18 protein-coding genes are annotated in these 19,857 nt (G+C 69.5%); 7 read left to right on the plus strand and 11 right to left on the minus strand.

Annotated elements, in window-relative coordinates; translation table 11 throughout:
- The first annotated feature begins 40 nt into the window (after window positions 1-40).
- A complete protein-coding gene (locus HNR15_RS16845) occupies window positions 41-586 on the plus strand; it encodes a YciI family protein (RefSeq protein ID WP_179483447.1) in 546 nt (181 codons plus the stop codon).
- 109 nt (window positions 587-695) lie between these two features.
- On the opposite strand, the gene HNR15_RS16850 is transcribed toward HNR15_RS16845, so the two are convergent.
- The 3 genes from HNR15_RS16850 to HNR15_RS18690 form a co-directional block, all read right to left on the minus strand.
- Window positions 696-1,517 (minus strand): acyl-CoA thioester hydrolase/BAAT C-terminal domain-containing protein, encoded by an 822-nt coding sequence (locus HNR15_RS16850; protein ID WP_179483448.1) that lies wholly within the window; start codon window positions 1,515-1,517, stop codon window positions 696-698.
- A 273-nt stretch (window positions 1,518-1,790) separates the two neighbouring features.
- Complete coding sequence (locus HNR15_RS16855) at window positions 1,791-2,822, minus strand: Atu2307/SP_0267 family LLM class monooxygenase (protein ID WP_179483449.1); 1,032 nt, start codon at window positions 2,820-2,822, stop codon at window positions 1,791-1,793.
- 125 nt (window positions 2,823-2,947) lie between these two features.
- Window positions 2,948-5,026 (minus strand): lectin, encoded by a 2,079-nt coding sequence (locus tag HNR15_RS18690; RefSeq protein ID WP_179483450.1) that lies wholly within the window; start codon window positions 5,024-5,026, stop codon window positions 2,948-2,950.
- Between the two features lie 204 nt (window positions 5,027-5,230).
- Here HNR15_RS18690 and HNR15_RS16865 point away from each other — a divergent pair, with 204 nt between their 5' ends.
- Genes HNR15_RS16865 through HNR15_RS16885 form a run of 5 tightly spaced genes read left to right on the plus strand, consistent with a single transcriptional unit; the run spans window position 5,231 to window position 8,363 of the window.
- Window positions 5,231-5,551, plus strand: a complete 321-nt coding sequence (locus tag HNR15_RS16865) for a hypothetical protein (RefSeq protein WP_179483451.1) — start codon at window positions 5,231-5,233, stop codon at window positions 5,549-5,551.
- Window positions 5,548-6,525, plus strand: coding sequence for an FAD:protein FMN transferase (locus HNR15_RS16870; RefSeq protein WP_179483452.1), 978 nt, complete (start codon window positions 5,548-5,550; stop codon window positions 6,523-6,525). The genes HNR15_RS16865 and HNR15_RS16870 overlap by 4 nt, the downstream gene beginning before the upstream one ends.
- Window positions 6,522-7,085 (plus strand): ferric reductase-like transmembrane domain-containing protein, encoded by a 564-nt coding sequence (locus tag HNR15_RS16875; RefSeq protein WP_179483453.1) that lies wholly within the window; start codon window positions 6,522-6,524, stop codon window positions 7,083-7,085. Before HNR15_RS16870 ends, HNR15_RS16875 begins: the two co-directional genes overlap by 4 nt.
- Window positions 7,082-8,164, plus strand: a complete 1,083-nt coding sequence (locus tag HNR15_RS16880; protein WP_179483454.1) for an NADH-ubiquinone oxidoreductase-F iron-sulfur binding region domain-containing protein — start codon at window positions 7,082-7,084, stop codon at window positions 8,162-8,164. Before HNR15_RS16875 ends, HNR15_RS16880 begins: the two co-directional genes overlap by 4 nt.
- Complete coding sequence (locus tag HNR15_RS16885) at window positions 8,151-8,363, plus strand: ferredoxin (protein ID WP_179483455.1); 213 nt, start codon at window positions 8,151-8,153, stop codon at window positions 8,361-8,363. The genes HNR15_RS16880 and HNR15_RS16885 overlap by 14 nt, the downstream gene beginning before the upstream one ends.
- A gap of 2 nt (window positions 8,364-8,365) precedes the next feature.
- Here the strand turns inward: HNR15_RS16885 and HNR15_RS16890 are convergent, their stop codons facing one another.
- The 8 genes from HNR15_RS16890 to HNR15_RS16925 all read right to left on the minus strand — a co-directional run bounded on the left by HNR15_RS16890 (window position 8,366) and on the right by HNR15_RS16925 (window position 17,523).
- Window positions 8,366-9,817 carry a sensor histidine kinase gene (locus HNR15_RS16890; protein WP_179483456.1) on the minus strand — a complete coding sequence of 484 codons (1,452 nt, stop codon included), beginning with the start codon at window positions 9,815-9,817 and terminating at the stop codon, window positions 8,366-8,368.
- Window positions 9,814-10,545 carry a response regulator transcription factor gene (locus HNR15_RS16895; protein WP_179483457.1) on the minus strand — a complete coding sequence of 244 codons (732 nt, stop codon included), beginning with the start codon at window positions 10,543-10,545 and terminating at the stop codon, window positions 9,814-9,816. Before HNR15_RS16895 ends, HNR15_RS16890 begins: the two co-directional genes overlap by 4 nt.
- A 61-nt stretch (window positions 10,546-10,606) precedes the next feature.
- Entirely contained in the window at window positions 10,607-11,266 is a 660-nt protein-coding gene (locus tag HNR15_RS16900) for a hypothetical protein (protein ID WP_179483458.1), read from the minus strand.
- Window positions 11,267-11,469: 203 nt separating this feature from the next.
- Window positions 11,470-13,686: a glutaminase family protein gene (locus HNR15_RS16905; protein WP_179483459.1), complete on the minus strand. Its 2,217-nt coding sequence runs from the start codon at window positions 13,684-13,686 to the stop codon at window positions 11,470-11,472.
- A 126-nt stretch (window positions 13,687-13,812) separates the two neighbouring features.
- Complete coding sequence (locus tag HNR15_RS16910) at window positions 13,813-15,084, minus strand: amidohydrolase (protein ID WP_179483460.1); 1,272 nt, start codon at window positions 15,082-15,084, stop codon at window positions 13,813-13,815.
- Window positions 15,081-15,842 (minus strand): trimeric intracellular cation channel family protein, encoded by a 762-nt coding sequence (locus tag HNR15_RS16915; RefSeq protein WP_179483461.1) that lies wholly within the window; start codon window positions 15,840-15,842, stop codon window positions 15,081-15,083. The genes HNR15_RS16910 and HNR15_RS16915 overlap by 4 nt, the downstream gene beginning before the upstream one ends.
- Complete coding sequence (locus HNR15_RS16920; RefSeq protein WP_179483462.1) at window positions 15,843-16,799, minus strand: acyl-ACP desaturase; 957 nt, start codon at window positions 16,797-16,799, stop codon at window positions 15,843-15,845. It lies immediately after the preceding gene.
- Window positions 16,800-16,905: 106 nt separating this feature from the next.
- Window positions 16,906-17,523, minus strand: coding sequence for a TetR/AcrR family transcriptional regulator (locus HNR15_RS16925; protein WP_179483463.1), 618 nt, complete (start codon window positions 17,521-17,523; stop codon window positions 16,906-16,908).
- A gap of 109 nt (window positions 17,524-17,632) precedes the next feature.
- On the opposite strand from HNR15_RS16925, the gene HNR15_RS16930 reads away from it, so the two are divergent.
- A complete protein-coding gene (locus HNR15_RS16930; RefSeq protein WP_218883789.1) occupies window positions 17,633-19,846 on the plus strand; it encodes an MMPL family transporter in 2,214 nt (737 codons plus the stop codon).
- The last annotated feature ends 11 nt before the right edge of the window (window positions 19,847-19,857 follow it).

Raw genomic sequence — 19,857 nt, forward strand, 5'->3', positions numbered from 1 at the left:
GTTGCTCGCGGTCGGTGCGACGTCGGTGGAGACTCGCGCCATGGAGTTCTTCTGCTTCCACCGGGACCGACCTGGTTCGGGGCCTCTGCGTCGTCAGATCCTTGAACAGCACTGGACGTACATGGATTCGTTCGAGGATGCGCTGAGGGTGCGCGGCCCCGCCTTCGATGCGGGCGATGAGCTGGTGGGAAGCGTGCACGTCGTGGACCTCGACGGACCGGCGCACGCGCGGGCGTTCGCGTTCGACGAACCGAGCTACCAGATCGGTGCGTACCGAGAGGTGATGCTGCGGCGGTGGCACAACGCGCTCGGGCGATCGATGTGGGAGTACCCCCACCTGGACGAGCCGGAGGGGCTGTTCCTGGTCATGGGCTTCGAGCCCGATCCTCGAGCTCCGTTCGAGGACGAGCTGCCGAACGCCGATCTCGTCGCCTTCGGTCACCTCCTCAGCGACGACGGTTCGTGGCAGCTCGGCACGGTCGCCATCGTGCGCGCCATGGACATCGACAATGCCGGCTCGCTGCTTCACGGCCGCGGCTTGATCGGTGTGGAAGCGCACGGATGGACGTTCGGCGGCCGCCCATGACTCAGCCACGGCGGCGTTCGCGGACGACCTACTCGCACTGCGGCGAAAGATCGCACGAATGTGGCGAGTACTTCAGCGCATGAAACTGCCGTAGCACCGAGGGCTTGCGCTACCTCAACCCCAGAGCATCACGGATCGCGGGCCAAGCACGTTCCCCTAAGCGCTTCGCAGCACCCGGATCGCCACCAACGCGGTAGCCGCGCATCAGATTCGGGGCACGCTCTCCGGGGAGAACGATCGGATGGCCCGCGGCGGGATCCTCGACGACGACTGTCTTCAGGCCGTGCTGGACTCGACGAGCTGCGATGGCGCGTGCAGCCGACACGCTCGGCCATACCTGGTCGTCGCCGCCAGCGACAAGGACGAGGTCGCCGCGGAACAGTTCAACGGGGATGCGGGCGGCATCCACCGTGGCAACGCCCGCGCTCTCGCGGCTGAGCTGATAGAGCGGCGCGAATGCAGGAGTCCCTTCGCCAGGCACCCAGCTGCGATCGAGCGGCACGAATGGCACGGGCTCCCCACGCCACGTCCACTTGCTGCGTCGTGGATCGTCATCATGCTCGTGCTGGCCCTCCCACGCGACATCCGTGGGAGCCAGTGCGATGACCGTGTCGACACGCGAGTCCCGGACCGCGGTCAGGAGCGCGGCCTCGGCGCCGTACGAGAGGCCGACCACACCTACCCGATCACTGGCCGGCACCAGGAGGCTGATCGCGTCGACGAACGTCTCGAGGGGCACCTCGCAAGGCACGACCGGCTGGCCGTCCCCTCCGAACCATCGGATTGCCAACGCAGTGGCACCCGCTGCTGCCAGAGCGTCTGCGCGCCCCGCATCCAGTCGGCCGCTCGAGCCCGCTAGAACAAGGACGCCGACGCCAGTCGGATTCTCGGGGCGCGACCAGTGGATGTCGGCCTCTGCGAGGGTCACCATCTCGACAGCCTTGCAGCTCTTTCAAGGCTGTCGAGATGGTGATCTACGTCGCCGGCGAGCTATCTCAGCGTCTGTCGGGCGGCGGCGCCCGAGTTCGAAGATCGCTCTCCGGTCCAGATCCGGCAGATGAGTTGGGAGATTCGAGACTCACACCAGCGTCGTCTTACCCGACCCGCCGATGCCGACAATCAACACCCGCCGCATCGGTGGCGCGTCCATGCCAGCATCATCGCGCAGCGTGAAACCACGGATCGGGGCTCTCCCGACCCGCGCCTACTCCGACAGCAGCTCGCGCACCCGGGGGATGACCTGCGTGCCGTAGAGCTCGATCGCGCGCATCGAGTCCTCGTGGGGCAGCGGCCCGTTGGAGTACTTCAGGTCGAACCGGTCGACATCGAGCGTGCGGACGGTGGCCGCGATCTTCGCCGCCACGGTCTCCGGCGAACCGACGTACAACGCGCCCTGCTCGATCTCGCGCTCGAAGTCGCCGGGGCGCGCCGGGGGCCAGCCGCGCTCGGAGCCGATCTTGTTGCGATTGGTGATCCAGTGCTCGCGCAGCTGGTCGCGCGCCTCCTGGTCGGTGTCGGCGATGTGGCCCGGTGAGTGCAGGCCGATCGGAAGCTGCGGCTGACCGAGCTGCTCGTTGGCACGGCGGTAGATCTGCACGAACGGCGTGAACCGGTCTGCGGGGCCGCCGATCACGGCCAGCATCAACGGGATCCGGTAGTTCGCGGCGCGTACGACGGACTGTGGCGTGCCACCGACGGCGATCCATGCCTTCAGGCCACTGGCGGTCTTGGGGTAGACGTCCTGGTCGACCAGTGGTGGCCGCAAGGCCCCGCTCCAGGTGACCGGCTTCTCCGCGAGCAGCTCGGCGAAGAGGTCCAGCTTCTCCGCGAAGAGCTCCTCGTACTGGCCGAGGTCGAAGCCGAAGAGCGGGAACGACTCGGTGAAGGAGCCCCGCCCGAGGATCACCTCCGCGCGTCCGCCCGACAGGGCGTCGATCGTGGAGAACCGCTCGAAGACGCGGATCGGGTCGTCCGAGCTGAGCACGGTGACGGCCGACCCCAGTCGGATCCGCTCGGTGCGCGTCGCGATCCCGGCGAGGACCACGTCGGGCGCGGAGATCGCGTAGTCGGCGCGGTGGTGCTCGCCGATCCCGATGAAGTCGACGCCGCTGCGATCGGCGAGCACGGCCTGGTCCACCACGTTGCGGATGACCTGGGGATACGGCAGGAGCGTGCCCTGCGCGTCGACCGTCCGGTCACCGAAGGTGTCCAACCCGAACTCGACCCGACCGCTCACTGCTGCCTCCACTCAGGACGTCGAGGGGCCGGAGAACGGTCTCGGGCCCTCTCGTGCGTTCGAGCGCAGGGTATCGATGGGGGGCACCGGGGCGCCCGCCCGGCGTGCCTCCCTGACGCGGGCGGTCAACTGCCGAGGGTCACCTTGAAGATCTTCTCGTTGCTGTTGTTCGCGATGCTGTCCTTGTCGCCCTGGTTGGTGGTGGTGAGCCAGAGCGCCTTGCCCGGCGCCGGTTCGACCGTGCGCAACCGCCCGTAGGTGCCGACGAAGAGCTGCTGTACGTCGGTGAGGCTGCTGCCGCTGATGACCTCGCGGTAGAGCCGCTCGCCGCGTTCGCAGGCGACGTACAGCACGTCGTCCACGATGGCGATGCCCGAGCACGACCCGTCCGCGGTCGGGTAGGTGTGCTTCGGCGCGATGAACCCGGCGGTGCCGCAGGTGCCGCTGGTGCCCTCGCACGCCGGCCAGCCATAGTTGCCGCCCTTGACGATGAGGTTGGTCTCGTCCATCACCGAGTTGCCGAACTCCTGCTCCCACAGCCGCCCCTGGGAGTCGAACGCGAGGCCCTGAGGATTGCGGTGCCCGTAGCTCCAGACGGCGTTCTTGAACGGGTTGTCGCTGGGGATGGTGCCGTCGGGGTTGATCCGCAGCACCTTGCCGTTGAGGCCGTCGATGTTCTGTGCGTTGTCGCCGTTCTGCGCGTCGCCGGTCGCGATGTAGAGCTTGCCGTCCGGGCCGAAGCGCAGCCGGCCGCCGTTGTGGAACTTGTTACGCAGGATCCCCTTCAGGAGCACCTGCTCACTGGAGGTGTCCAGCGTGGTGCCGTTGAGCTTGATCCGCACGACCCGGTTGTCCGTGGTGGAGGTGTGCATGATGTAGAGCCAGTGATCGCTGCTGAACGTCGGCGCGATCGCCAGACCGAGCAGGCCGCCCTCGCCGTCCGTCTCATCCACCCCCGGCACCGTGCCGACGGTGATCTTGGCGCCCGTGGTCGGGTTCAGTTCGACGATCGTGTGCGCGTCGCGGCGGGTGTAGAGGACGTCGCCGTTCGGCAGTGTGGTGAGACCCCATGGGATGTCGGTGTCGGTCGTCACCTGGGTGACCGAGCAGACCGCGTCGGTGCAGGCGGCACCGGTCGTCGCGGATGCTGCGGTGCTGGGGGCCGACGCGTTGCCGGCCGCGTCGCGGGCCGTGACGGTGTAGCTGTAGGTCGTCCTCGCGGCCAGTCCACTGTCGGTGAAGGTCGTGACCGGAGCGATCGACGCGGTGCCATTGACGGTGCCGACCTTCACACCGCCCCGCAGGACGTCGTACGCGCGCACCCCGACGTTGTCGGTGGACGCCGTCCACCGCAGGTCGATGGTCGTCCCCGACGCAGTCGCGGACAGACCGGTCGGCGACGTCGGCTTCTGGGTGTCGACCTGGCACTGCGGCGGCGTGATGGGGACGGTCGCGCTCGCCTGCGAGACGTTGCCCGCGGCGTCCCGGGCGTTGACGTAGAGGCCCCAGGCGGCGCCGGGCACGACGGTCAGACCGGTGCTCAGAGTGCTGCCCGACACCGACGTGATGAGCTGCCCGTCGTGGTAGACGTCGTACGCCGTGACGCCGACGTTGTCGGTGGCGGCGTTCCAGGCGAAGGTGACTGAGTCACAGGTCAGATTGCTGACGCGCGGGTCCGCCGGCACGCTCGGCGCCTGGGTGTCGGTCCCCGACGTCGTCGTCCACTGCTGATTCGTGCCCGTCGTGCAGGGCCACACGCTGACCCGCGACCCGTTGGCGGTCGCGCCCTTCAACGCGTCGAGGCAGTAGCCGGTCAGGGCGCTCACGATGTGATGGTCGGCTCTGATCGTCCAGTGCTGGTTGGCCCCGCCGTTGCAGGTGTAGCTCTCCAGGACGGCCCCGGCCTTGCGACTCTTCCCGCCGACGTCCAGGCAGCGCTGCGTCCCGAAGACACGCAACTCACCGGCGGACGTCGCGGTCCACGCCTGGTTCGCCGAGCCATGGCAGTCGTACAGCTCGACGTGCGTACCGGGCTTCAGGCTCGCCCCTGAGACATCCAGGCACCGACCGGACTGCACGCCACGGATCGGTGTGGCGCTCGCGGCCGATGCCGGCCCGGCAGCGGCGATGAGGGACGCCAGGCACATCGCGGCCGCCGTGATCAGGGCCGTGAGGAGGGCGAGTGGCCGACGTGATCTCGACATGGGATTCCTCGGAGCATCGACAGTGCGCGGGAATGGAACCGACCGGAACGCGGCCACATTCGGAGCCTAATCGCGGGAGGGCGAGAACGGGTGAGGGGACGTCGGCCGTATCCGCGACGCACCGCAGCAAGCCCATAGCCGACGCTGATGCGGCTGAGAAGTTGCGCCGAGAGGCTTGAGATGTTCCCGACCGAAGGACCTCTCATGATTCCCGCACTCCGACGCGCGCAGCGCATCACCCGCACGGCGATCGGCGTGAGCGCCATCGGTGGTCTCGCCCTCGTCGGGCATCTCGCCATCGCGACCCCGGCGAACGCCGGGTCCGGTACGACGACGACCTCCACCTCTGCGCCGAGCACGACAAGCTCGTCCTCGACGACCAGCTCGTCGACGAGCAGCACCTCCAGCAGTACGTCCACCAAGACCCCGAGCAAGACCTCGAGCACGAGCACGTTCAGCAGTGTCCCGTCGGTCACCACCCCGGCCACGACGCAGTCGACACAGGCTCAGACGCACTCGTCATGAACGCGTTCGCGCAGTTCCGGGCGATCGGCGTCGACTGCCGGATCGTCGCCACGCGGCCCGACGAGCTGCCCTCGGCTCGTCTCATGGTGGACCGGGCGATCGCCGACCTCGATGCGGCGGCGTCGCGGTTCAGACCCGACTCGGAGGTCTCGGTGCTGTCCGTCGCGCCCGCGGCCGGCACCGCCGGCACGGTGACGCTGCCCGCGTCCCCTCTCCTGCTGTCCCTGCTCGACGACGCGCTCTGGGCGGCGGACGTGACCGACGGGCTTGTCGACCCGACCCTCGGGGCCGCGATGGAGCGCATCGGCTACGACGCTGACTTCGCGGAGGTCCTCGCGCGGACCGCTGCGGACTCACCGGCGAGCGTCGGCGCCGGCCGATCGGGGCGCGCCTCGACGCCCGGCCCGCGCAGCACCCTGTCCGAGCTCACGATGGATCACCGGGCCGGCACGGTCACCGTCGCAGCCGGCACCCTGATCGACCTCGGCGCCACCGGCAAGGCCTCGATGGCCGACCGCGTCGCCGACGAGTTGGCGAGGACGCTCACCGGTGGGTTCCTGGTCGACCTCGGGGGAGACATCGCCGTGGCCGGACCACCACCGGGCGGCGGCTGGGCGATCGCCGTCGAGGACGAGGACGGCACTGTGCCGCAACGGATCTCGGTGACGACCCAGGGTGTCGCGACGTCGGGCACCGACCGTCGCCACTGGCAGCTCCCCGACGGTCCACACCATCACCTCATCGACCCCAGGACGGCCCGATCCGTGCCGCACACCTGGCGGCGGGTCACCTGTGTCGCCGCCTCGGCACTCGAGGCGAACACCGCCACGACCGCCTCCTGCGTGCTCGGCGACGCGGCGGTCGCCTGGCTGACCGAGCGGGCCATTCCGGCCCGGCTGGTCGGGCAGTCCGGCGAGGTGTCGTGCACGCCGGGCTGGCCGATGCCCGCACGGCAGGATCGGAGCGCGTCGTGAACGAGACTCTCTGGTACGTCTCGCGGGCGACGGGCGCGCTCAGCATCGTGCTCATGACGGTCGTCATGATCCTGGGGCTGGTGCTGTCCGGTGCCCGGCAGCGCGCCGGCGAACGTACGACGGTGATCCAGGGTGTGCACCGCAGCCTTGCTCTCGGCATGCTCACCTTCTTGGTCCTGCACATCGCGACCGCCGTCGCCGAGACCTACGTGCACATCGACCTCATCTCGGCGCTCGTCCCGTTCACCTCGCCCTATCGCCGCTTCCTGGTCGGGCTCGGCACCCTGAGCGTCGACGTCCTCGCGGCGGTCATGGCCACCTCGTTGCTGCGCCACCGCATCAGCCAGCGGGTCTGGCGCGTCGTGCACCGCTCGACGTTCGCGACGTGGCCTCTCACGCTCTGGCACGGGATCGCCATGGGCACCTCGAACGAGCCGCTGCTGCGCGGCACCACGATCGCCTGCGCGGTCGCCGGCGGGATCGTGGTGATCTGGCGTATCGCCGGGTCGCACCACGACAGCGCACGGCGCCGCGAGGTCCTACGTCAGGAGTGGACATGAGCCTGGTGACCCTGTTGGAGCAGGCCGGCCTGACCGGTCGGGGCGGCGCTCGCTTCCCCACGAGCATCAAGCTGCAGTCGGCGCTCGACGCTGGTGCGGACCTGATCGTCAACGCCTGCGACGGGGAGATCGGAGTGCACAAGGACGCCCTGGTCGTCGCCGAGCATCTGGATGCCCTGCAGCACGGCGCCGGCCTGCTCGCCCGCCGCAGCCGGTGGGCGGCCCATCGCGGCAGCGAGACCGAACGGCGCCTGCACGACGCCGGCCTCCGGGTCCTCTCGGTGCCGTCCAGGTACGTCGCCTCCGAGGAGTCGGCGCTGGTCAACCTGCTGCACGGCGGGCGCGCCCGGCCGATCACGCGACTGGCGCCGATCTCGACCGGCGGGCGGGACGCCCAGGGCCGACGGTTGCGTCCGACGCTCGTGCTGAACGCCGAGACCGTGTGGCGGGTCAGTCAGATCGAGCGGCACGGCGCGGCATGGTTCCGCGGTTTCGGCACGGCCGAGGAGCCCGGCCCGCGTCTGGTGACGATGGGCGGGAACGTCGAACGTCCGGGGGTCTACGACGCCGAGGCCGGTATCCCCCTGCGCGATCTGCTCGATGCCGCCGGTGCGCTCGACGTGCAAGGCGTCGGGATCTCCGGGATGAGCGGCGGCTGGCTGGGTGGTCACGACGCGTGGACGGCGACCTGGTCCGATGCCGGGCTCGCGCCGTACGGCGTCCCGACCGGCACCGGTGCCGTGCATGTGCTGGATCGCCGGTCCTGCCCGATCGACCACCTCTCGCGCATCGCGACCTTCGCGGCCGGCGAGTCGGCCGGCCAGTGCGGCCCGTGCATGTTCGGCGTACCGGCCGTCGCAGAGCAGCTCGAGCGCCTCGCCGACGGTGCTCTCCCGCCGGAGGAGATGCTCGACCTGCACCATCGCCTGGGCATGCTGCCCGGGCGGGGAGCGTGCCGATTCCCCGACGGGGTCTCACGATTCGTCGCGTCGGGGCTGCGCACGTTCACCGCCGACGTGGAGGCTCACCTCGCGGGTCGGTGCGCCCTGACCAAGGAGTGGGCCGGTGCGGCGCGATAAGCGGGGCGAGGACCAGATCGTCGTCGACCGGGTCGCGTGCACCGCGCACGGCGTGTGCGCCGTGGTCTCGGGGGGTGCCGTCGAGCTGGACGAGTTCGGCTACCCCGTGCCGTCGCGGCTGACGCTGAGCCGCGCCGAGGCCCGGGCGCTGGTCGAGCAGTGCCCGGCCCGCGCGCTCCTCCTCGCCCGGGACCGCTGAGGTCACTCCTGCGGCGACACCGGCAGGATCACCGTGACCGTCGTGTCACCCGGGACGCTGGTGATCTCCAGGGACCCGTCGTGCGAACGCGCGACGGCCTGCACGATCGCGAGACCCAGCCCGGTGCTCTCGATGCTCTCCTGCCGGTGCCGTGCGCGGGCGAACCGCAGGTGCGCCTGGTCGAGCAGCTCGGGTGGGAAACCGGGGCCGGTGTCGTGCACCCGCAGGATCACCCGGTCACCGTTGCGCTCCAGGACGCAGGTCGCGACCGTGCCCTCGCCGGTGTGCATCCGCACGTTGGCCACCAGGTTGCCGACCAGGCGGCGCAACTGCTCCTCGTCGCCGCGGACGAGCACGGGCTCCTCGGGCATGGTCAGTCCCCAGTGGTGGTCGCGCGCCGTGACGCGGGCGTCATCGACCGCCTGCAGCAGGATCCACGTGAGGTCGACGTCCTCGCGCCGTTCGGTGACCTCCCGGTCGAGCCGAGCCAGCAGCAACAGGTCGTTGACGATGCTCGCCATCCGTCCGGTCTCGTCGGTGATGCGCTGCAGGGAGCGGTGCACCTGCTCGGGCAGCTGGGTCGACGCCGTGTACTCCCGCAGCAGCTCGGCATGGCTGCGGGCGACCGCGAGCGGCGTACGCAGCTCGTGGCTCGCGTCGGCGGCGAAATCCCGAAGGCGCTGTTCGCTCTCGTCCCGCTGGGCCAGCGCGAGATCCACGTGCCCGAGCATGGCGTTCATGGCACGGCCGACCTGGGCGACCTCGGTCGGTTCGCGCAGCTCCTCGGCGCGGACGTCGATCCGGCTCTGCCCGGATTCCAGCGGCAGCTGCGTGACCCGGCGGGCGACGGTGGCGAGGTGCTGCAATGGGCGCATCGACCGTCGTACGGCGAACGCGCCCACCCCGGCCACCAGCAGGACGACCACGGCGAGCACCACGGTCTCCAGGACGATCAGCTCGCGGATCGTGTGGTCGACCCGGCCCTGAGGAACCCCGGTCACCAGCTGGGCGCCGTCCGGAGTCCGGCTGGTGAGCACCCGGTAGTCCCCGAGAGAGGGCAGCCGCACGGTCCTCGGATCAGAGGCGGACACCACCTTCTGCACCGCCGCGCGGTCGGCGGCAGTGGGCAGGTGGTCGCCGTCGAGGTCGGCCGCGACCACCAGCTCGGTGATCGCACCGTTCGAGACCTGGCCGGTGATCGTGCCCGGCGGGAGTCCTGCGTTGCTGGCGGGGTCGCCGCCCCGGTTGTCGCGGTCGTGGTCGCTGTCGCCGTACGGTGACTTCAGCGTGATGTTGCGTGCCGATGCCTGGTGCAGCTCGTTATCGAGCTGGTCCATCAGGAACGCGCGGATGCCGAACGTCGCCGCGACGCCCGCGATCGTGCCGGCGAGCAGCGCGAGGGTGGCGAGCAGCAGGGCCAGTCGTGAGGTCAGCGTCCGTGGTCGCAGCCTCATGTCAGTGGCGGCCGCATCACGTATCCGGCGCCGCGGACCGTGTGGATGAGCGGCTCCCGACCGGCATCGACCTTCTTGCGCAGATAGCTGACGTAGAGCTCCACGACGTGCGAGGTGCCGTCGAAGTCGCTGCCCCAGACCTTGCGCAGCAGCTCCTCCTTCGACAGGACCCGGCGCTGGTGACCGGCGAGATACCGGAGCAGCGCGAACTCGGTCGCCGTGAGCGTGATCAGCTCACCGGCGCGCCGCGCCTCGTGACCGTCGACGTCGATCAGCAGGTCGGCTACCTGCAGCTGATTGCCCTGCTGCTGTCGCAGCAGGCCGGCGCGGCGCATGAGCCCCTGCGAGCGTGCGAGCACCTCGGACAGGTCGAACGGCTTGGTGATGTAGTCGTCGCCGCCGAGCTCGATGCCGTGCACCCGGTCCTGCGGCGCGTCCCGCGCGGTGAGGAAGAGGACCGCCAGCTGAGGGTTGCGCGCGCGCAGCGTGGTGAGGAGATCGAATCCGCTGCCGTCGGGCAGCATCACGTCGAGCACGACGAGGTCAGGTGCCCGCAGCTGGACCGTCTTGGTCGCCTGGTCGATCGTCACCGCGCTCTCGGCATCCCAGCCGCGGAAGTCGAACGCGGCGACCAGGGCCTCGGCGAGACCGGCCTCGTCCTCCACCACGAGCACCCGCAGTCGGCGACCGTCCGCTGCCGTCGGAGGGGAGCCGACCGCTGGGCACATGGATGTCACGATATCGGCGCCCACCACATGTGCAGGGAGCTACGAGTCCGCGCTGAGCGCGTCACCGCCGATGTCCGATCCCTGGTCCGTCACGATGGAACCCCTGACCGGCGGTCCATGATGCGGCGGCCGGATACACGACGGTCGCGAACCCGACGCCGAGCAGCAGCACCGCGACGAGGGTGAGCCGACGGATGAGGCGTGGGCGCCCGTCGGCATCGCCGACCCCGGGACGTAGATCGTGCCAGGACTCGACCACGGCCTCGCGCAGATGTCCCAGCACGTGCAGCGCGGTGACCGCGACCCACGCGAAGAAGGAGGCCTTGTGCAGTAGCAGCGGCGGACCGCGGTGGCCGGGGCCCTGCAGGATCAGGGTGATCCCGGTCGCCAGCAACGCGAGGGTGGTGAGGATCATCAACGGCCCGAGCGCTCGCAGGACGAGCGGTGGTGCGCCGCGTCGGACGTACGCCTCGTCGCCGGTGTAGTAGCGCACGAACCGGTACCCGGTGGTCGCCATCTTCCAGAGGACGGGGAGCACCAGCAGCAGACCCACGAAGACGTGGATCGTGATCAGGTCGCGGATCCGAAGGATCGTCACGCCTTCGACCGCCAGGAGCAGGAGCAGCAGCATTCCCGTCGTGGCGGTCAGACGTCGGTTGCCCGTCGTGCCGTCCAGCCCCTGATCGGGGTGCGCCGACGAACCGGCGATCGAGGTCGACACGGTCCTACATCGCTCCCTGACAGTCCGAACTCAGCACCCTCCCAAGGTTGCTGGCGCTAGTTCTGGGTCTGCTCTGCGCAGACTGTGGGTCGTCTCGAAAAGCGCCCGGCTCCACGTGGTGGCACGCGGTGGACCACGGAGAACGGCGGATGCGACGACACCGCCGCACCCGCCGTTCCCGTCCCGCAGGAGGAAGCCGTCCCTCACACGGTCAACAGCGCGTAGAACCCTCCCACCACGGGCCTCGCCTGGAATCCGCTCTGCCGGTCGGTCGTGGTGTCGTACCAGTCGCTGAAGGGCACCCGGGACGGCGTGGTGTTCCCGAAGGTGTAGAGCCCCTGGATGAGGCGACTGGTGATCTTGGGTTGATCGGACAGCCACGCCGCGGTCCACATCTCCCAGTCGGCCTTGGTGTAGGTGTGCCGGATGTCCAGCGGCACGCCGTAGGTACCGGCTCGCGCCAGGTACCAGCGGGCTTCCTCCGCGGCGACGGTGGTCGGGACCAGACCGAGACCGAGGAGCTTGTCGGAGTATCCGTTGTACTTGAGGCTCCAGGTGCCGTCCTGGTCGTAGGCGAGCTTGAGGTGCTTGCCACTGGTGTCGGTGGACTTGGTCACCCACTGCTTGATGTAGTCGCGGGCAACACCGAGGTAGTGGGCGGCATCGCCGCTCTTGCCCGCTGTGGTCGCCACGACGCTCATCGCGCCGATCCCGATGATCCCCTTCAGCGCGAGGTTGACGCTGTGGGCGATGAAGCCGGTGAAGTCGTCGGTCTGGTTCTGGTAGCCCGGGTCGAGCGCATTGCCGACGAGGTAGTCGCTCCACTGCTTGAGGATCGTGTAGTGCGCCGTGGCGAACTTGCGTGCCGCCGTGGCGTCCGCCCGCTGCAGGTAGGCCGCGGACATGATCAGCATGTTGGCCGACTCCTCGACCGGCATGTCCTCCTCGTTGCCGTCGTTGTGGCCGTCGGCGTTCGGGTAGTGCGCTCCCAGGTCGTGTTCGGCGAACTGCTTGGGCCATCCGCCGGTCTCGGCGTACTGCAGGATCGGTTCCAGGATGGCGCCGAGGTAGGCCGGGTCGAGGTAGAGGAACACCGGCATGCACGGATAGGTGACGTCGACGGTGGAGACGTTGCCGTCGCTGGAGATCTCCTTGAGGAACGCCCACGCCTTGCCGTCGGGAGCGGTGACCAGCTCGGTGCCGGCGTAGGCCTGACGCAGCGCGGTGGCGACCAGCGCGGCGTACTGGGTGCCGCCCGCCTTCCGTGCGGCGCTGCGGATCCGGTCGTCCAGGTTCGTGGCGCGCTTCGATGCCGCGGACCAGTCGCGGTGGAAGAAGGCGACCATGTCCTGCCACACCGCGAAGTAGGTCTTCCACCGGGGAGCGAGCGGTGTGGTCAGGTAACTCACCGCTGGCTCGCGCACGTGACCGATCGAGATGACCATCGGTTCGGTCGCGGCGCGAACGCTGCCCAGATCGAGGTGGAAGGCGAAGACCGGCCACCGGTCATCGATCGCGCGTGGTTGGGCGGTGTCGATGCTGCTGTCGAGCGCTCCGCCGTTCACGACGCGTGCCCGGACGACGTTGTCCTCGCCGATCTGGTAGGTGAGGCCCGCACGATGCTGGGTGGTCCACACCATCGTGCCCCAGCTGGCCGTGTCATTCGTCTCCGCCAGCACGCTCGGGTTCGCCGGGGTGTAGTTGAGGTTGATCAGCCGGTTGGCGCCGGTGCCGATGTCGGTCTGCGCCCACGTGATCTCCGCCGAGGTGTCGCCATAGCCCCACTCACCCGAGATGTCGAAGTACAGGCCGATGTCGTGCGCCTTCCCGTCGACCGATTTCGCCGTCGCGGAGATGTAGCTGAGCGGCGCGCTCTGACGGCGCTGGTCACCGGGCTCGACAGGTGAGAAGAAGGTGACCGTCACCCGCACGCCGGCTTCCTCCAACGTGTAGACCGACGAGGTGCCGGTGACCGTCAGGTTGACCTGCCGCATCGTCGGCAGCGGATCGGTGTTCGGCAGCGCGGGAGCGCCGAGGAACACGTACGCCGTGCCGTCGATCTGCGCGATGCCGGCCATCGCGGTGATCCGCCCGGTCCAGAACGTCGGCCAGGTGCCCGGCAGATTGTCCGTGGCCATCCAGGTGCTCAGATAGGGCGACCGCACGGCCAGCGGCGTCGCCGGCGGTCGGATGGGAGTGAAGGTGGGGGCGGCGGTGCGGCCACCCTTGGCGGCCGACGGCGCGGCCGTCCCGGTGGCCGAGGCGGCGTAGGCCTCCGGCGTCAACGCCCACCCGGTGGCGGCGACGCCCAGTCCCGCCGTACCGGCCAGGGTCAGGAAGTTCCGTCGCGAGTGCTCTGCCGTGACCCGTCCGGCAGGGGAGGTACCCGATGTCTGATCTACAGGCTCTCTATCGGTCATACGGGCACATTCCACCCGCATCCACAAACGTGTCAAGACCCGTCAATAACATTCACATTGTGACTGTTATTGACCGAGTTTGATTCAGGAGGGCGTATCTCGACGGAAAACGGTCAGATCTGCTGTTCAACCGTCGATGCCCAGGTAGGCCAGAGCAGCGACGACCAGCGCCTGCACGCCGGTGTCGAGCGTGGGCTGGACGACCGGCGCGAAGGACGGTGAGTGGTTGACGGGGATGTCCTGCGCGACCCGCCTCGCGTCCTTCGCCGCCTGGTACTTCTGGGGGTCCACGCCTCCGAAGATCCAGTAGGTGTAGGGCACGCCGAGTGCCCGGGGCAGGTCGCTGAAGTCCTCGCTCGCACTCTCCAGCGGTGCATCGACGTGCTGCTCACCGAAGTGATCGGCGAACGCCGCGGCGACCTTCTCGGTCGTCACGGCGTCGTTGGTGGTGGCAGGGAAGCGGTCGAACAGCTCGAACTCCGGCGGTTTCGGGGTGTCCGAGGCCTGGCACTCGGCCGTGACGATCCGGCGTACGGCGTCGAGCACGGCGGTACGGGTCTGCTCGTTGTAGGTGCGCACGTTGAGCTCGAGGACCGCGTGGTCGTCGATCACGTTGCTCTTGGTGCCGGCTCGCACGCTGCCGATGGTGAGCACCGCGGGCTCGGTCGGCGCGATCTCGCGGGACACGACGGTCTGCAGGCGCACGACGATCATGGCCGCGAGCACGACGGGGTCGACCGCGGACTGCGGCATCGAGCCGTGGGCGCCGCGACCGTGCACGGTGACGCGCATGCTGTCGGCAGCCGACAGGATCGCTCCCGGGCGAGTGCCGACGATGCCTGCGGGTACGGGCATCACGTGCTGGGCCAGGGCCACGTCGACCGCCCCGACGGCGTCGCCGAATCCGGAGTCCTCGACCATCCTGCGTGCGCCGTCGCCGACCTCCTCGGCCGGCTGGAAGAGCGCCAAGAGCGTGCCCTTCCACTGATCGCGGGCAGCCGCCATCAGCGCGGCCGCGCCGAGGAGCGCGGTCACGTGCACGTCGTGACCGCACGCGTGCATCACCGGCACGGTGTCGCCCTGGGCATCGGTCGTGGTGACCGTGCTGGCGTAGTCCAGCCCGGTGTCCTCCTCGACCGGAAGCGCGTCCATGTCCGCGCGCAGCAGCACCCGCGGCCCGTCGCCGTTGCGGAGCACCCCCACCACGCCGGTGCCCCCGATGCCGGTGGTGACGTCGTATCCGGAATCTCGCAGTCGCTCATCCACTCTCGCCGCGGTGGCGCTCTCCTGATGGGACAGCTCCGGGTGCTGGTGCAGGTGGCGGTAGAAGTCCTCCAGGTCCGCGCGGCGCTCCGGCAGACCCTGCAGGACTCGTGCTGCGGGAGTGGCGTCGTTCACGGCGTCTCCTCGGGTCGGGCGGTCTCGGGTGCGGAGTCGGTCTGAGCCGCCCGCCGACGCTGGCGGGCTTCGGGGTCGATGCGCTGCCGGATCCGCTGGCGGTAGGCCGGCGGCACCACCCGCGCCGGCGACCAGGCGTCGGCGCTCGGCAGCATCCAGCCGCGCCACCTCGCGATGATGCAGAGCCCGGCGCCGAAGATCGTCGCCGCGACGAGGCCGACGGTCGGGTGGCCGTTCGTCGACAGCAGCACGAGCACACCGGCGGCGCCGAGCGCGCAGGTCGCGTAGAGGGTGTTGCCGCCGAGCACTCCGGGGATGCGGCGCAGCACCACGTCGCGCACCACTCCGCCGCCGACCGCGGTGATCATTCCGAGCAGCACCGCCGGCAGCCAGCCGAGCCCGGCCGCAAGCGTTTTGGCTGCGCCGGCCGCGGCCCAGGTGCCGAGGGCGACCGCGTCGATGATCGGCCAGACCCGGTCCCAGGCGCGACCCTGGACGCGGATGACGAAGCTGATGGCCGCGCCGACGAGGGCCGTCAAGAGGTAGGCGTAGTCGGTCAATGCCACCGGGGTTCCGTGTTGCAGCAGCACGTCACGGATGATCCCGCCGCCGAGCCCCGACAGGACCGCGAGGGTCGCGAAACCGAAGGGGTCCAGCTTCTCCGCGCGCGCGATGACTCCACCGAGGGTCGCGTTGGCGAGCACTCCCGTCAGGTCGAGCACCCGGAACAGCTCGGTCAGATGCCCCGACCCGTACATTCAGCTGGCGATATCGGGGGTCTCGCCGGTCTCGGAGCGTGCGGCGGCCCGGGCGCGGCCCTCGGCACGACGCTCCACGAAACGGCTCGCCTGCTCGTCCAGGCCGGCCATGAAGGAGCCCAGCTCCTCGCGGGCCTTCTCGCCCTCCGGGCCGAGCCCGGTCAACCCGTCGACGTTCCAGTACTTCAGGATCGGGGCGATGACCTCGTCGTGGTGCAGCCGCAGGTCGTAGACACCGGCCTTGGCGATCATCATCGAGTTGCGGCGGAAGCCGGCCATCGTCGCGCCGGGCATCTCGAAGCCGATCACCTCGTCGGCGATCGCGCGCATGGTCGCGTCGGGCGCGATCTGCAGGGCGGCCTCCACGATGTTGCGGTAGAAGACCATGTGCAGGTTCTCGTCCTTGGAGATCCGCGCCAGCAGCTTGTCGGCGACCGGGTCGCCGGTGACCTTGCCGGTGTTGCGGTGCGACACCCGCGTCGCCAGCTCCTGGAACGAGACGTAGGTGACCGCCTCCAGCGGCGTCTTGTCGCCCGAGTCGTAACCAGAGGTCATGTAGTCCATCCGGGCCCGCTCCAACTCGACCGGGTCCACCCCGCGGGTCACGACCAGGTAGTCGCGCATCGCGATGCCGTGCCGGTTCTCCTCCGCCGTCCAGCGCCCGACCCAGGTGCCCCAGGCGCCGTCGCGTCCGAAGCGTGTCGCGATCTCCCGGTGGTAGGAGGGCAGGTTGTCCTCGGTGAGCAGGTTGGTGATCATCGCGGCCTTGCCGACCTCGGACAGCCGGGACTGCTCCGGCGCCCAGTCCTCGCCGCCCATCGCGGCGAAGTCGCGACCCTCACTCCACGGGATGTAGTCGTGCGGGTGCCATTCCTGGGCGAGCCCGAGGTGTCGGTCGAGGTTCTGCGCGACGACGGGCTCGAGCTCCTCGAGCAGATGGGCGGGTGCAGTGCTCATGTTTCGACAGTACGCCGGTCGCTCGGTTCGGGGGACCTCCGCTTTCACCGCTGCAGGTGCCTGCCGTCTGCGATTTCTAGCTGTCGGTCGGATCGATCAGGACGGGTTAGGCGGACGCGACGAGGGCGAACGCCGTGCGCATCAGCTCCGGCAGCGGCACGGGGTCCACATCGCCGCGGGCGCGCTGCGCCCAGTCTCTGATCATCGCGCTGCGCATGGCCGCGACCGCGGCACGCGCGTACACCTCGCTCTCGTAGCGCAACTCCTCGTCCTCCGTGCGGTCGATCGAGAGACGGTCGAGCACGGCGCCGGCGATGCCCTCCTCGAAGCGCAGCAGCAGAGCGGGTCCCCGGAGCCGCAGCCGGGTGCTCGGCGGCCCGTCCGCGAAGAGCAGCACCGGCGCGGGCAACCCCTGATCCCGCAGTTGGGCGGACACGTCCGCGAGGGCGTGCAGGACGGCGGTGAGTGGCCGCTCGCCGACCGGGCGCCGGCGGATCGCGGCGGTCAGCCGCGGCAACCAGCCGAGCGCCTCGTCCACGATGAGCTCCTCCTTGCCACCGAAGTAGCGGAAGAAGGTGCGAGGGGTCACTTTCGCGGCTGCGGCGATGTCCCGCACCGTCGTCTGCTCGTACCCTCGCTCGGCGAAGAGCCGGTCGGCGGCCTGCTGGAGTGCCTCCCGGGTCGCGCGTTTGTTCGCTTCCCGACGGCCGGGCTCTTCACTCATCCGGGCTCACTCCAGATCTTGTCACCTGTGACATTTTAGTCTTACTGTCAGTCATGACACTTTGGCGGGGTGTGATGACCCCTTCATTCGGCGGACCTTCGAGTCGCTGATGGGCACCGCCGACGGTCCACCGCAGATGGCACAGGGCTCGATGTACCGGATGGGGCGCTTCTGCGCGTCGCACGCCTGGGTCGTTCTGGTGGTGTGGCTGGCACTGCTCGCCGGCGCGACCATCGCGGACCGCGCCGTCGGGTCGTCGTACTCGGACGACTTCTCACTGCCCGGCTCGTCGGCCCAGCAGGGCGGGGCGTTGCTGAAGCAACATGCACCCTCCTCCGGCGGCCAGAGCGGCCAACTGGTCTTCACGGTGTCCACGGGTTCGCTGGCGCAGCACTCCAGTCAGATCACCTCCTCCGCCCAGAACGTCGGCAGGCTGCCGCACGTGCTGTCGGTCGGTGACCCGACGACCTCCAAGGACGGCCGCACGTCGTACGCGGTCGTGCACTTCGACGTCAACCCCACGACCCTCGGGTCGTCGTACGTGCGGTCGGTGGACGACGCGGTCGCTCCAGCGCGCAGCGTCGGGGTGCACGTGGACTACGGCGGCGTCCTCGGCCAGGCGGCGCGTCCCGAGAACGCCCACCTGACCTCGGAACTGATCGGGATCGGGGTGGCGATCCTGGTGCTGCTGATCGGTTTCGGCAGCGTGTACGCCGCGGGCCTGCCCATCGTGACGGCGGCGGTCGGGGTGGCGACCGGTCTCGGTCTCCTCGGAGTCGTCGCGGCCGCCACCGAGTTCGCATCGGTGTCGCCCACCCTGGCCGTGATGATCGGGTTGGGCGTCGGTATCGACTACGGGCTGTTCCTCACGACCCGCCACCGCCAGCACGTGATGGACGGTATGGATCCGGTGGAGTCAGCCGGTCTCACGACGGCGACCAGCGGTCGGGCCGTGCTGATCGCCGGCGTCACGGTGGTCATCGCGATGCTCGGGCTGTTCGCCTCCGGCATCACCTTCATCGGCAAGCTCGGCGCGGCCGCGTCGATCGCCGTCGCGGTCGCCGCCGCGGCGTCCGTGACACTCGTCCCGGCGATGTTCGGACTCGCCGGCCGCTCGATCGACCGGTTGCGGGTGCGCGCGCCGAGCGCGGAGAGCGACGTCACGGGTGCCGAGACGGTGTGGCACCGGTACGCAGTCCACGTCGAACGGCGTCCCTGGATCTACCTGGTCTCGGGCCTGGCGTTCCTCACGATCATCGCGATCCCGGTGCTGTCGATGACGATCGGGCACGTGGACGAGGGCGCCGACCCCTCGTCGTACACCGATGCCCGCGCCTATGACGCCATCAGCAGGGGTTTCGGCGTCGGTGCCAACGGGCCCGTCGCGATCGTCGTGCAGCTGCCGTCCGGGACCTCCACGACCTCGGCGCAGCAGCTTGGCTCGACGCTGCAGAAGGACCTCGCATCTACCCACGGCGTGGCGTCCGTGACCACGCCCCAGCCGACGTCCGACGGAAAGCTCCTGGTCGCGAACGTCATCCCCACCACCAGCCCGCAGGACGCCAAGACCGATGCGTTGATCAAGACGCTGCGCGACACCACGCTGCCGTCCGCGCTCGCCGGCTCGAAGGCGACGGGGTATGTGACCGGCACCCTCGCCGGCAACCTGGAGTTCCGCGATCAGGTCGCCGCACGGTTACCGGTCATCATCGCGGTGGTGGTCGCGGCCTCGTTCGTCCTGCTCCTCGCGAGCTTCCGCAGTCCGTTGCTGGCGCTCAAGGCCGCCTTCGCGAACCTCTTCTCGATCGCCGCGGCCTACGGCGTCGTCGTCGCCGTCTTCCAATGGGGTTGGGGCGGTTCGCTGCTCGGCGTCCACGAGAAGGTCCCGATCGAGTCCTACGTGCCGATGATGATGTTCGCCATCGTGTTCGGGTTGTCGATGGACTACGAGGTCTTCCTGCTCTCACGCATTCGCGAACGGTGGGTGGCCACCGGGGAGAACGGCCGCAGCGTCGCAGACGGGATGGCGGTGACCGCCAAGGTCATCACCTGCGCGGCGCTGATCATGGCGAGCGTCTTCTTCTCGTTCCTGCTGTCCACCAACGTGGTGATCAAGATGCTCGCGCTCGGTCTCGGCGTCAGCGTGCTCCTGGACGCTTCCGTCATCCGGTTGATCATCGTGCCGGCGACGATGTTCCTTCTCGGCAGGAGCAACTGGTGGCTGCCGGGCTGGCTGGACCGGGCACTGCCGCATCTCGAACCGGAGCCCGAGACGGAGTCGGGGCACCCGAAGGTGCCCCGACATGCCGGTCATCCGTCCTAGGAGCAGGTCCG

Origin of the sequence: Allobranchiibius huperziae (assembly GCF_013410455.1) — a bacterium.
In the GTDB taxonomy this organism is placed as follows: Bacteria; Actinomycetota; Actinomycetes; order Actinomycetales; family Dermatophilaceae; genus Allobranchiibius; species Allobranchiibius huperziae.

Bases quoted from the DNA above. Each gene is read 5' to 3' on its own strand.
- HNR15_RS16845 (WP_179483447.1), top strand. From the start codon at position 41: ATGGAGTTCTTCTGCTTCCACCGGGACCGACCTGGTTCGGGGCCTCTG.
- HNR15_RS16850 (WP_179483448.1), bottom strand. From the start codon at position 1,517: ATGGTGACCCTCGCAGAGGCCGACATCCACTGGTCGCGCCCCGAGAAT.
- HNR15_RS18690 (WP_179483450.1), bottom strand. From the start codon at position 5,026: ATGTCGAGATCACGTCGGCCACTCGCCCTCCTCACGGCCCTGATCACG.
- HNR15_RS16865 (WP_179483451.1), top strand. From the start codon at position 5,231: ATGATTCCCGCACTCCGACGCGCGCAGCGCATCACCCGCACGGCGATC.
- HNR15_RS16870 (WP_179483452.1), top strand. From the start codon at position 5,548: ATGAACGCGTTCGCGCAGTTCCGGGCGATCGGCGTCGACTGCCGGATC.
- HNR15_RS16880 (WP_179483454.1), top strand. From the start codon at position 7,082: ATGAGCCTGGTGACCCTGTTGGAGCAGGCCGGCCTGACCGGTCGGGGC.
- HNR15_RS16890 (WP_179483456.1), bottom strand. From the start codon at position 9,817: ATGAGGCTGCGACCACGGACGCTGACCTCACGACTGGCCCTGCTGCTC.
- HNR15_RS16895 (WP_179483457.1), bottom strand. From the start codon at position 10,545: ATGTGCCCAGCGGTCGGCTCCCCTCCGACGGCAGCGGACGGTCGCCGA.
- HNR15_RS16905 (WP_179483459.1), bottom strand. From the start codon at position 13,686: ATGACCGATAGAGAGCCTGTAGATCAGACATCGGGTACCTCCCCTGCC.
- HNR15_RS16915 (WP_179483461.1), bottom strand. From the start codon at position 15,842: ATGTACGGGTCGGGGCATCTGACCGAGCTGTTCCGGGTGCTCGACCTG.
- HNR15_RS16920 (WP_179483462.1), bottom strand. From the start codon at position 16,799: ATGAGCACTGCACCCGCCCATCTGCTCGAGGAGCTCGAGCCCGTCGTC.
- HNR15_RS16925 (WP_179483463.1), bottom strand. From the start codon at position 17,523: ATGAGTGAAGAGCCCGGCCGTCGGGAAGCGAACAAACGCGCGACCCGG.
- HNR15_RS16930 (WP_218883789.1), top strand. From the start codon at position 17,633: ATGGGCACCGCCGACGGTCCACCGCAGATGGCACAGGGCTCGATGTAC.